The following is a 13,586-nucleotide window of genomic DNA, read 5'->3' as shown; positions in this document are numbered from 1 at the left end:
GTTCACCGTCGCCCGGCCGGCGTGTCGATCAGCGTCGTCACGATGTGGGCGAGGTCCGCCACGTACTCCTTCATGACCGAGAAATGCTCACCCTTCATCCGGTGGACCGCCACCTCGCCGGTCCGTTCCCGCCACCGCTGCAGGTAGTCGTCGAAGCTCTGCCCGGAGCTGACGACCTCGTGCGCGCCCAGCGCCAGTTCGTCGCTGACGATCAGGTCCAGGTGACCGGCGTACGGGCGGTCACGGTAGGACAGCACCATCTCCATGACCTCCTCCCACATCCGCGCGGCGGGCAGCCACATCGTCCCCGCGCCGCGCTCGGGCAGGGTGATGCCGTCGTTGCCGACGATGTCGTCCACGATGTGTTCGAGCAGCGCCAGGGTCTCCTGCCGGAGCACCGAGGTGTCCTCGTCCGGCGGTGCCGCGTCGAGCCGCTCCAGGTTCGTCACGCACTTCCTGATCAGGGCGTACTCGTCCCAGAGGTGCTCCTTCTGCCAGGCGTCCTGCCCCGGGTCGAGCAGGATGAAGGTGACCTCCTCGCCGTCGTCCGCCAGCCGGGTGGCCATCTCGCTGCTCACCCCGCCGCCGCCACACCAGCTGAAGATCCGGTACGGCCCGTGCGGGACGTCCGCCCGCAGCTCCGCGACGTAGCGGGCCGCCATCTCCTCGGTGGACGGGACCGCGCCGGTCGACGGGTCACGGCCCGGCCATTCGAACGCGACCACCGGCAGGTCCGGGTCGAGGTGTTCGGCCAGCCGCCGGTACCAGTGCGCGCTGCCGCCGCCGGGATGCACGCACACCAGCGGGGGCTTGTCACCGGTACGGCGCAGCCAGAGCAACGCCGTGGCCGGCGACCGGTGGCGATCGATCGACTCGGCGAGCGCCGCGAGCGTGCGGTGCTCGACGAAGGACCGCACGGTCGTCTCGATGCCGTGCCGGTCCCGCAGCATCGCGATCGCCCGCAACGTCAGCAGCGAGTGCCCACCGAGGTCGAAGAAGTCGTCGTCCCGGCCGACCCGGGGCAGGTGGAACAGATCGGTCCAGACCTCCGCCACCGCCAGTTCCGTCGGCGTACGCGGTGCGCTGTACTCCCGTGCCGACGTGCCCGCCACCGGCCGGGGCAGCGCGGCCCGGTCGAGCTTGCCGTTGTTGTTCAACGGAAGCCCGTCCAGGCGTACCCAGGCCGTCGGGACCAGGAAGCCGGGCACCCGGCTCCGCATCAGGTCGCCGAGCCGGGCGGGGTCGGTCGGGCCGTCCTCGTCGAGGACGACGTAGCCGACGAGCTGCTTGATCCCGTCGACACCCTGGTACGCCGCCGCCGCGGCGGCCCGCACCGGGGGCAGCTCGGCGAGCGCGACCTCCACCTCGCCCAACTCGACGCGGTGTCCGCGGATCTTCACCTGGTGATCGCGCCGCCCGACGAAGCGGAGCGTGCCGTCCGGGTCCTGGCGGACGATGTCCCCGGTGCGGTAGAGCCGGTTCCCCGGCGAGTCCCCGGACGGGTCCGGTACGAAGCGTTCGGCGGTCAGGTCCGGCCGGCCCTGGTATCCCCGGGCGACGCCCGGCCCGCCCAGCAGCAGCTCACCCGGCACACCGAACGGAACCGGATCGAGGTTCTCGTCGACGACCTGCACGTAGGTGTGGTTGATCGGCTTCCCGATCGGGATGGCATCGGTGACCGCGGGCAGCGGAATCCGTGGGTGGACGGTGGCGAACGTGGTGCTCTCGGTCGGGCCGTACCCGTTGCTGACCACCACACCGTGCGCCATCGCCGTACGCACGTGCAGCGGAGACAGCACCTCCCCACCGACCACCACCTCGCGTACCCCGGCCAGCGCCTGCGGCCGGACGTCCAGGATGGTGGCGAAGAGGCCAGTGGGCAGGCACAGCACGGTCACCCCGTGCCGGCGCAGGATCTCCTCGAGCTCGGCTGCGGTGGGCGTCTCCGGGGCGACGACCAGTCGTGCCCCGTTGCACAGCGCGCCCCAGACCTCGAACGTCGACGCGTCGAAGGCGAGCGTGCCGGCCTGCAGCAGGACCTGGTCGGCGTCCAGCCGCACGTAGTCCTGACCGTGCACCAGCCGTACGACGCCCCGGTGCGGGACCAGCACGCCCTTCGGACGCCCGGTGGACCCGGACGTGTACGTGATGTAGGCGAGGTTCTCCGGGGACAGGGCCACCGGTGGCGCGCTGGTCGGCAGGCTGCTGTGCGACCACCAGCCGGGGTCCAGGCTCAGCGTGGTCAGCCCGGCGCGGGTCGCGAAACGGTGGGCATGGCCCGGCCCGCTCAGCAGGATCCGGGTGCCGGAGTCGTCGAGGAGGTACCCGATGCGGTCGTCCGGGTACTTCGGGTCGAGCGGCAGGTAGCAGGCACCGGCCTTGAGGATGCCGAGCAGCGCGACCACCGCGTCGATCCCGCGGTCCATGCACACCGCGACCGGCGTCTCCGGGCCGGCGCCCTGCTCACGAAGCGCCCACGCCAGCTGGTTGGCCCGGGCGTCGAGCTCGCCGTAGGTCAGGCGCGACTCGCCGCACTCGAGCGCGACGGCGTCCGGCCGGGCGTGTGCCTGGGTGGTGAACAGGTCGGTGACGCAGACCTCGGGCAGCGCGGGCCAGTCCCGCTGCGGCACGGTGAACCGGTGTGCCGGGGTCCCGCCGAGGTCCACCGGACCGGCGCCGTCGTCGGCGACCATCGCGGCGAGCATCGCGAGGAAGGTCTCCCCCAGGGCGGTCAGCCGCTCCTGCGTCGCCCAGCCGGCCCGGCACTCCAGTCGCAGCTCACCCGGGAAGGTCAAGGTGACCAGGGTGAACTCGTTGGGGCTGTCGTCGACGACCGCGCCGAACACGTCCTGCTGCGCGTCGAGCACGTGGAAGTCGAGATAGGAGAAGATGGCGCTGACCAGTGGCGTGCCGCCGCCCCAGCTCTGTTGCATCGCGGGGATCGGGTAGCGCCGGTGCGGCCAGACGGCGAGCTCCTCGGCGAACACGGCGCGCACGAGGTCGCGCCACCGGGGCGTACGCAGGTCCACCGCGAACGGCACGGTGTTGAGGTACATCCCCATGACCTCGTCGCCGCGTAGCAACTCGGGTCGGCCGTTGACCACCAGACCGCTGAAGAACCGCCGCTGGCCGGTGATGACGCCGAGCATCGCGAGGTGCGCGGTGTGCAGCACGGCCTTGAGTGAGGTCTGCGTCCGGGCGGCCAGCTGCCGTAGCTGCGGTTCGAGATGCCGCCAGGACATCCGCAGCTCCGGCACCGCGCCGTGGCCGGCCGGGGCGGTGTCCGCCGGCAGGGCGACCCGGTCGTGGTCACCGACGCGGTCCCGCCAGAACCCCTGGTCCGCCCCGGAGGACAGCGACCGCCGTTCCCACCTGACGAAGTCGGCGTAGCGCCCCGGGGGCGGGGGCTTCAGCGCGTCGGTGTCGGAGTCCCGGATCGCCCGGTAGGTGTCCCGCAGCTCACCGATGAGGGAGTGGTGGCTCCAGCCGTCCAGGATGGCGTGACACTCCGTGTGGGTCAGCACCCACGTCCGCTCCCCGGTGCGGTGCACGTGCCAGCGCAGCTGCGGTGCGTGGTCGACGGGCAGCCTCGTCGAGTGCATCGTGTGCCGGTACCGCGCCAGGACGTCCTGCTGTTCGGCCTCCGGGAGCCCGCGCAGGTCGTCGAAGCCGATCTCGACCCGCGCGCTGGCGTGGACGAGTTGCATGGGCTCGGAGTAGCCGGACATGTCGAAGGTGGTACGCAGGATCTCGTGCCGGTCGACCAGCCACTGCCCGGCGTCGCGCAACGCGGCCAGGGAGAACGGGCCGTCGTCGACGATGTCGAAGCTCGTGACGTTCTGGTACGCCGGGTGCGAGTCGTCGACGAGCATCTCGTACACCATGCCGGCCTGCACCTGGCCCATCGGGTAGGCGTCGACGAGGCCGTCGGGGAGCCGTTCGCGGTCGGCCGGGCCGATCTGCTCGAACGGGCCGACCAGCGGGTCGTCCGCACCGGTCGCCGGCCGGTCGGCGAGCGTCGCCAGCTGCGCCGCGGTCTGGTGGGTGAAGATGTCCTGCACCGACAGGTCCAGCCCCGCGCGGCGCAGGGCCCCGATCGCGCGGATCGCGCGGATGGAGTCGCCGCCGATGTCGAAGAACCGGTCGTGCACACCGACCCGGGCGACGCCCACCGCCGCACCGAGTGCGTCGGCGACGACGCCTTCGGCGGCGGTACGGGGGGCGACGTACTCTCCGGCCGCTCCGCCGCGACCGGACGTCGGGGCGGGCAGCGCACGGCGGTCCGTCTTCCCGCTGGTGGTCAGGGGCAGCGCGGGGAGCAGCTGCCAGTGGCTCGGGATCATCGCCTCGGGCAGCCGACGGCGCAGGAACGACGCCACCTCGCCCACCTCGACGCCCGTCCCCCGGGCGACGAGGTAGCCGACGAGCTGGCCGTCGTGCACCGTGACGGCGACCGCGGACACGCCCGGATGCTCGGCCGCCACCGCCTCGATCTCGCCGAGTTCCACGCGGTGCCCGCGGATCTTCACCTGGTCGTCGAGCCGGCCGAGGTAGTCGATGCGGCCGTCCGGCAGGTACCTCGCGAGGTCACCGGTGCGGTACAGCCGCCCACCGCCGGCCTCGTCGAACGGGTCGGGAACGAACCGCTGCGCCGTGAGCGCCGGGCGGTGGAGGTAGCCGCGGGCCAGCTGCACACCGCCCAGCAGCAGCTCACCCGGTACGCCGATCGGGACCGGTCGCAGGTTCCCGTCGACGATGTAGGTGCGCGTGTTGGCGATCGGCCTGCCGATCGTGACCGGCGTGCCGGGCTCGCACCGGGCCGCGGTGACGTCGACGGCCGCCTCGGTCGGCCCGTAGAGGTTGTCCAGCCGGCCACCGATCCGCTCGTGGGCGGCGGCGGCCAGGTCGGCGGGGAGCGCCTCGCCGCTGCAGATCAGCCGGCGCACCGACGGCAACGGCCCGGACGACTCGGCCAGGAACACCCGGAGCATGGACGGTACGAAGTGCAGGGTGGTGATCTGTTCGGTGGCGACCAGTCCGGCCAGGTAGTGCGGGTCGCGGTGGCCGTCGGGCCGGGCGACCACCAGGGTGGCCCCGGTGGTCAGCGGCCAGAAGAACTCCCACACCGAGACGTCGAAGCTGTACGGGGTCTTCTGCAACACCCGGTCGGTGGCGTCCAGCCGGTACGCGTCCTGCATCCACCGCAGCCGGTTGACTATCGCGCGGTGCGTGACCACGACCCCCTTGGGCTGGCCGGTCGAGCCGGACGTGTAGATCACGTACGCGGGGTGGTCCGGCCCCGCCGGGACCGCCCCCGCCGGCACCGGCCCGGTGTCGGAGACGACCGGTTCGTCGTCGGTGAGCACGATCGTGGCACCGGCGTCGGCGCACATGTAGTCACGGCGCTCGGCCGGGTGGTCCGGGTCCAGCGGCAGGTAGGCGCCGCCGGCCTTCTGGATCGCCAGCAGGGCCACCACCAGCCCGACGCCGCGGCGACGGCACACTCCGACGATCGACTCCGGCCCGACGCCCGCGTCGACCAGGTACCGCGCCAGCCGGTCGGCCCGCCGGTCCAGCTCGGCGTAGGTGACGTCCTCGCCCTCGAAGCGGACGGCGACGGCGTCCGGGGTACGGCCCGCCTGCCGCGCGAACAGCTCCGGCAGGGTGCCGGTCCCGTACGCCACGTCGGTCTCGTTCCACCTGCCCAGCACCAGCCGCCGCTCCGCCGGTGGGGACTCGGCCAACCGGCTGATCGGGGCGTCCGGCCGGCGCGCGACGTTGCCGACGAGGGCGGTGAAGTGGGCCGCGAACCGCTCGACGGTGTCCCGGTCGAACAGCGCGGTGGCGTAGTTCAGGAACCCGGTGAGGGTGCCGTCGGGCTGGTCGACGACCACAAGCGTCAGGTCGAACTTGGCGTCGCTCTCACCGACCGGCAGCTCCTCGGCGCGCAGCCCGCCGACGTGGCGGGCCCCGGACTCCCCGCCGGCCCACAGGAACATGGTCGAGAACAGCGGGGTCCGGGACGCGTCGCGTACCGGGGCCAGCTCGTCCACCAGCCGTTCGAACGGGAGTTCCTGGTGGGCGTACGCGCCGAGCGCCATCTCCTTCACCCGCCGCAGGACCTCGGGGAAGGACGGGTCGCCGGACAGGTCGACGCGCAGGACCAGCGTGTTGAGGAACAGCCCGATCAGGTCCTGCACCTCGGCCCGGTCGCGACAGGCCACCGGGGTGCCGACCGTGACGTCGTCGCTCCGGCCGAACCGGCCGAGCAGGATCGCGTACCCGGCCAGCAGCACCATGAACGGCGTCGCGCCGGCCCGGCGGGCGAGCTCGTGCAGGGCACGGGCGTCCGACGCGGGCACCGCGAACGGGACCACGTCGCAGGCGCTGTCCCGGACCTGCGGGCGCGGCCGGTCGAGTGGCAGCTCCACCGGGGTGGCACCGGCCAGCGCCTGCCGCCAGTAGGCGAGCTGACGGTCCAGCGTGGCGCCGGACAGCACGCCGCGCTGCCAGCCGGCGAAGTCGGCGTACTGCACAGGCAGTGGTGCCAGCGGGGACGGCCCGCCGGTCAGCGCGGCCCGGTACAACTGGTCCAGCTCACGCCACAGCACCTGCTCGGACCAGCCGTCGAAGGCGATGTGGTGCAGGGTCACGACAAGCGCGTGCTCCTCGTCGGCCAGCCGCGCGAGGGTTCCGGTCAGCACCGGCCCGGTCGCGAGGTCGACGGGTGCCCGGTCGTGGGTCAGCCAGCCGGCGATCCGCTCGTCCTGCGCGGCGGTGTCGAGACCACGCAGGTCCACCTCGTGCAGCGGGGCCGGCTGCGGAGCGTCGATCAGCTGGCACGGCTCACCGTCGACCACCACATAGCGGGTGCGCAGCACCTCGTGCCTGGCCACGATCCCGTCCAGCGCCGCCCGCAGCGCCTCGGGCTCCAACGGCCCGAACAGTCGAAGGCCCGCGCTGACCAGGTATTCCGTGCCGCCCGGCCGGACCTGGTCGAGAATCCACAGCCGGCGCTGCGCGAACGACGACGCGGGCGGCGTCCCGCGCGGCACCCGGGCGATCCCTTCGTCGGGCGCGGCGGTCGCGGCACCTGCGAGCCTGCGCCGAAGCAACTCCGCGCGCAGACCGGCTCGATCGATTGTCTCAGTCACAGGGCACCATCCCGGGAAAGCAGTTCACTGAGCTGGGCGTCGGTCAGCTCGTCGAGTTCCGCCGCGATCAGGTCGGTCACCACCACGGCCAACTCCGCCACGGTGGTCGCGTCGAACAGGCTGCGCAGCGGGACCTCGACGGCGAGGGCCGCCCGCAGCCGGGCCAGGACCCGGGTGGCCAGCAGCGAGTGCCCGCCGAGTCCGAAGAAGTCGTCGTCGACGCCGATCCGGTCGACACCGAGGATGTCGGACCAGATCGCGGCGATGGTCTCCTCCGCCGGGTTGCGCGGTGCCACGTACCCGCGGGCGCCGTCGAGCTGGAGTGGTGTCGGATCGGGCAACGCCGCCCGGTCGACCTTCTTGCTCGGTGACAGCGGCAGGGCCGCGACGGTGACCCAGGCCGACGGGATCATGTACGAGGGCAGCGACTCCCGCAGGTAGGCCCGCAGCTCGTCGAGGTCGGGCCCGGTGTCGTGGGGCCACTCGAGGTAGGCGACGAGCCGCTTGTCGCCGGGCCCGACGTCCTTCGCGACGACGACGGCCGCGGACACCGCGGGGTGCGTGGCCAACGCGGCTTCGATCTCGGCGAGTTCGATCCGGAAACCACGGATCTTCACCTGGGTGTCGAGCCGGCCGAGGAACTCGACGGTGCCGTCGGGCCGGTGCCGGACCAGGTCACCGCTGCGGTAGAGGCGCGCTCCCGGTTCGGTCCCGAACGGGTCGGGCACGAACCGTTCCGCCGTCAGCTCAGGCCGCCGGTGGTAGCCGCGCGCCAGCCGTACGCCGCCGATGCACAGCTCGCCGGGAACCCCGACCGGAAGCGGACGCAGCCCCGCGTCGAGCACGTACACCCGGGTACCGGCGACCGCGCGGCCGATGTGCAGGGTGGCCGTGCCGCGCTCGTCGGCGAGGTCGCCCGAGACCGGGTTGAGCATGCAGGTGACGCTCGCCTCGGTGGGACCGTAGTTGCAGAGGAACCGGCCGGGCAGGCCGGTCGCCGCCCAGCGTTGGGCGTCGGCGACGGTCACCACGTCCGAGCCGACGTTCATGAGCTTCAACCCGGCGAGCCGGTCCACACCGGACTCCAGCATCTCCCGGTAGTACGCCGGGGTGATCTCCATGATCGTCACGCCGTACTGCTCCAGCTTGGGCGGCAACTCGCTCGGCGTCCAGAAGACCGGGTCGCTCACCACGAGTGTGGCGCCGGCGGTCAGGGTGGCGCCGATCTGGTCCATGGCGACGTCGAAGGTGAGCGCCGAGAGCAGGACGACCCGCTCCCCGGGGTGGATGCCGTAGTAGTCGGCGATCACCCGGCAGTGGTGCGCGTACGACCGGTGCGAGATCATCACACCCTTCGGGCGGCCGGTCGACCCGGAGGTGTAGATGATGTACGCGAGGTTGTCCGGAACCGTCACCGGCGCCGGGTCGGCCGACGACCGGGCAACCGCCCGGTCCTCGTCGTCGTCGACGACAAGCACCGGGCGCTCGTGCCCGGCGAACCGGTCGGCGAACCCGCCCGTGGTCACCACCAGGTGCGCCCCGGCGTCGGCGAGCATGTAGCGCAGGCGCTCCGGCGGATGCTCCGGGTCGAACGGCGCGTACACCCCGCCGGCCCTGAGCACCGCCAGCAGCACCACGACCGGCGCGAACCCGCGCTCGAGGCATGAGCCGACGACGACCTCCGGTCCGACGCCCATCGCCCGCAGGCGGTGCGCGAGCGCGTGGACCCGCGCGTCGAGCTCGGCGAACCCGAGCCGCTCGGCACCGAACACCACAGCTGTCGCGTCCGGGGTCCGGGCCACCCACCGTGCGAACAGCTCCGGTACCGAGAGGTGCCGTTCGTCGGGCGGGTCGAGCAGGTCCAACCGGTGCGCGTCGGGGTCCGGCCACCGGTGCGCGATGGTGTGGCGTTCGTCGGCCGACAGGAGATCGAGGTCGCCGATCCGGGCGTGCGGGTCGGCGGTCATGCCGCTCAGCAGGCGTAGGTACTGGCGGGCGAGGCGTTCGACCGTCGCGCGGTCGAACAGCGCCGTGGCGTACTCGAACCAGCATTCCAACCGGCCGTCCGGCTGCTCCATCACGGACAGGGTCAGGTCGAACTTCGCCACCGCCACGCCACTGTCCAGGCCGACCGCGGTGCACCCGGCGAGGGTGGCCGCCGAGGTACCGGTGGTGTGCTGTACCTCGAACATGATCTGGAACAGCGGGTTGCGGGACAGGTCGCGGTCCGGTTGCAGGGCGTCGACGAGGTGTTCGAACGGCACCTCCTGGTGGGCGAACGCCTTCAGGGTGGTCCGGCGGACCCGGTCGATCAGGTCGAGGGAGGTCGGCTCGCCGCCCAGGTCGACCCGGACCACGAGGTTGTTGACGAAGAAGCCGACCAGGTCCTCGCTCTCCGGCCGGGTCCGGCCGGCGACCGGGGTGCCGATCGCGATGTCGGTGCGGCCGGTGTGGCGGCCCAGCACCACGTCGAACGCGGCGAGCAGCACCATGAACAGGGTGGCACCGGTGCGGTTGCCCAGCTCCCGTGCCGCCGCCGCGGTGGCCTGCGGAACGTCGACGATCAGCAGGTCACCGCTGAGGTCACGCCCGGGTTGGCGGGGCCGGTCGGGGGTCAGTTCCACAGGCACGAGCCCGGCGAGCTGGGCCCGCCAGTACTCGATCTGGCTGCCGATGGTGCCGTCGGCCTGCCGGTCGCGCTGCCAGGCGGCGACGTCGGCGTACTGCACCGGGAGCGGCTGCGGCGACCACGGGGTGCCGGCGAGGCCCGCCGCGTACGCCTCGTTCAGCTCACGCAGGAAGATGCCCAGCGACCAGTTGTCGAAGGCGATGTGGTGCAGGGTGACCGCGACCAGGTGTTCGTCGACCGCCGTGTGCACGACGGTGACCCGCAGCGGGCGCTCGGCGGTGAGGTCGAACGGCCTGGCGCTCGCCGCCCCGATGATCGCCCTGGCCCGCGGCGCGGCATCCGCGGTGCCGGTCAGGTCCACCACGTCGAAGGCCACCGGGCCGGGCGGATCCACGAGCTGCAGCGGGACACCGTTGTCGGCGACGTAGCGGGTGCGCAGCACCTCGTGCCGGGCGCTGACCTGCTCCACCGCGCGGTGCAGGATCGCGGTGTCCAGCGCCCCGGTGAGCTGGTACACCATCGGGATCAGGTATTCCGCACTGCCCGGTTCGAGCTGGTCCAGGAACCACAGCCGCTGCTGACCGAACGAGGTCGGCAGTGCGCCGGTACGCGGCACCGGCACGATCTGCGGCCCGCTGTCGGGGGTCGTGCCCGCGTCGATCGCCGCGGCGACCCGCTCCACGGTCCGGCCGTCGAACAGGGTGGCCACCGTCAGTTCCAGCCCGAACCTGCGGCGCAGCCGGTGCGCGAGCCGGATCGCCAGCAGCGAGTGCCCACCCAACGCGAAGAAGTCGTCCGCCACACCGACCCGCTCGACCCCGGTCAGCTCGCCCATGACCGTGGCGACGGCCCGCTCGGTGGGCGTTCGCGGCGCGACGTGACCGGGGTCGTCGTCGCGCGGCCGGCTGTCGGGGGCAGGCAGCGCGGACCGGTCGACCTTTCCGTTGGGCAGCGACGGAAGCTCGGCCAGCGTGACGATGGCGGCGGGAACCATCGCGGCGGGCAGTCGGGTGGCGAGGAATCCGGACAGCTCGTCGGGCTCCGCCGTCGCCCCGGCGGCCGGCACCACGTAGCCGGCGAGCTCCAGGTCACCGGCGGTGGACCGGTAGGAGGTGACCACGGCCGCCGCGACCGACGGATGCGCCCGGAGCACGGCCTCCACCTCACCGGGTTCGACGCGTACCCCCCGCACCTTGACCTGCGCGTCGAGCCGGCCGACGAACTCCAGCGTGCCGTCGGCACGCCACCTGACGAGATCCCCGGTGCGGTACCACCGCTGACCCGGCCGGCTGGCGAACGGGTTCGGGGTGAACCGCTCGGCGGCGAGGTCGCCGCGCCCGGCATAGCCACGGGCGAGGCCGACGCCGCCGACGCACAGCTCGCCGGGTACGCCGACGGGGGTGAGCCGGTCGGCGGAGTCCACCACGTACAGGTCGACGCCGGGCAGCGCGACGCCGATCGGGACCGTGCCGTCCGTCGCCCCGCGCTCGTAGCGCCACGCGGTCGCGTCGATCGAACACTCGGTCGGGCCGTAGGTGTTGTACAGCTCCACCTCCAGCACCCCGAGAAGTCGCTCGCACAGGTCGGTCGGCAGCGGCTCACCGGCGGAGCACACCAGCCGCAGTGCGCCGCACGCGGCCAGTTCCGGCTCGTCCACCACTGTCCGCAGCACGGACGGGACGAGCTGCACCACGGTGATCCGGTGCGCTGCGAGCGCACCGACCAGCACGGCGGTGTCGCGGTGCGCGTCCGGCGGCGCCATCACCACGGCACCGCCGGACACCAGCGGCGCCAGGAACTCCCACATCGAGGCGTCGAACCCGATCGTCGTCTTCTGCAGGACGCGGTCGGCAGCGGTCAGCTGGTGCTGGCGCACCGCCCACAGCACCCGGTTGCGGATCCCGCCGTGGGTGATCACGACGCCCTTGGGCTGGCCCGTGGAGCCGGACGTGTACATGACGTAGGCGGCGTTCGCGGCGTCGAGCGCCACCGGGGGCGGTGGTGCGGCGCGGGCGATGTCGTCCCACTGCTCGTCGAGCACCATCACCGGCACCCGCCGTGGGATTCGTCGTCGCAGCGCCGTCTCGGTGAGCACCAGGTCGACGCCGGCGTTGTCGATCATGAACTCCAGGCGGTCGGCCGGCAGGTCGGGGGCGAGCGGGACGTAGACCGCACCGGCCACGAGCGTCCCGAGCAGCGCGACCACGACATCGGTGCCGCGGTGCATGGCGACGCCGACGGCCGTCTCCACGCCGACACCACGGGTGTGCAGGAAGCCGGCCAGGCCGTCCGCCCGGCACATCAGCTCGGCGTAGGTCAGCTCGACGTCACCACAGACCACTGCCACCGCGTCCGGCGTGGCCTCGGCCCGTGCCCGGAACAGGTGCGGCAGCAACGCGTCGGTCGCCTCGTGCGGCCCGGGGTTCCCGCCGAGCAGCCGCCGCTGTTCCGCGGCCGTCACGGTCGGCACGTCCCGCAGCGGTGCCTCCGGCGCCGCCGCGAGGTTCTCCAGGAGCGCCAGGTAGTTGTCGGCCATCCGCTGGATCCGGCCCCGGTCGAAGAGCGCGGTGGGATAGGTCATCCGGCCGACCCACGATCCGTCCGGCTCCTCGACCAGCTGCAGCGACATGTCGAAGGTGGCGCTGAGCACCGGGGTCGGCACCCAGTCGACCTCGATGCCGGGCAGCCGCAGCGGCTCCCCCTGGCCGTTGAGGACCGCGAACCCGACCTGGAAGAGGGGGTTACGGGACAGGCTCCGGTCCGGCGCCAGTTCGGCGGCGAGCCGTTGCAGGGGCACGTCCTTGTGGGCGAAGGCGTCCAGGGCCGTCTCACGGACGCGGCCGAGCAGCTCGACGAAGGTGGGATCGCCTGCCAGCTCGGTCCGCAGCACCACAGTCTGGGCGAGCGAACCGATCAACGGCTCCAGCTCGACCCGGTTCCGCCCACTTGTCGACACCCCGACACCGAAATCGAGCTGGTCGGCGTAACGGCTGATCAGGAGCTGGTAGACGGCCAGGAACACCATGAACGGGGTCGCCCGGGCGGCGCGTCCCACGGCGAGGATCCGGGCCGCCGACGACGCCGGCACCACGAACGCCACCACGTCGCCGGCCGGCTCCCAGACGGCGGGGCGCTGCCGGTCCGTCGGCAGCTCCAGTGGGGTCAGTCCGGCCAGTCGCGCACGCCAGTAGTCCAGTTGCCGCAGGAGCGCCGCGTCGTCGGCGCTCCACCGGCTCCGCTGCCAGTCGGCGAAGTCGGCGTACTGGAGCTCCAACGGCGGCAACGGCTCCGGCGGTGGCTCCTCGCCCCGGGCGTGGGCCGCGTAGAGCACACCCAGCTCCCTGGCGAGGACGCCCAGCGACGGGCCGTCGAAGGCGATGTGGTGCACCACGATCAGCAGGATCGCCTCACGCGGGGAAAGCTGGACAACTGTCAACCGCCAGGGCGCGGCGGTGCGCAGGTCGATGGCTGTGGTCACCGCGACCTCGCCGACCTCCCGTACCCGCCGATCCTGTTCCTCCGCCGGATATCCGCTGAGGTCCACCACCGTGAGGTCGGCCGGTGCCGGTTCCTCGATGATCTGCACCGGCTGTCCGTCGACCGTCGCATAGCGGGTACGCAGGATCTCGTGCCGGCCGACGATCTCGGAGAAGGCCGCCGTCAGCGCCTCCCGGTCCAGCGGCCCGCGCAGCCGGAATCCCCAGTGCAGCAGGTACTCCTGCGCGCCGGACCGGACCTGGTCGAGGAACCACAGCTGCTCCTGCTCGAACGACAGTCGGAACTGGTTGCCGGTTTCCAGGATG

The 13,586-nt window shown here is 72.6% G+C and carries 2 protein-coding genes; both read right to left on the bottom strand.

What is annotated here, in order from left to right:
- Nucleotides 1-2: 2 nt before the first annotated feature.
- Nucleotides 3-7,154: a non-ribosomal peptide synthetase gene (locus tag OHQ87_RS06035; protein WP_328345695.1), complete on the bottom strand. Its 7,152-nt coding sequence runs from the start codon at nt 7,152-7,154 to the stop codon at nt 3-5.
- The gene (locus tag OHQ87_RS06030; RefSeq protein WP_328348761.1) at nt 7,151-13,582 is read right to left on the bottom strand and encodes a non-ribosomal peptide synthetase; all 6,432 of its coding nucleotides are present in this window, start codon (nt 13,580-13,582) and stop codon (nt 7,151-7,153) included. The genes OHQ87_RS06035 and OHQ87_RS06030 overlap by 4 nt, the downstream gene beginning before the upstream one ends.
- Between the last annotated feature and the right edge of the window lie 4 nt (nt 13,583-13,586).

The sequence above is a fragment of the Micromonospora sp. NBC_00421 genome (genome assembly GCF_036017915.1).
In the GTDB taxonomy this organism is placed as follows: domain Bacteria; phylum Actinomycetota; class Actinomycetes; order Mycobacteriales; family Micromonosporaceae; genus Micromonospora.
This window is presented reverse-complemented; position numbering and strand designations above follow the sequence as displayed.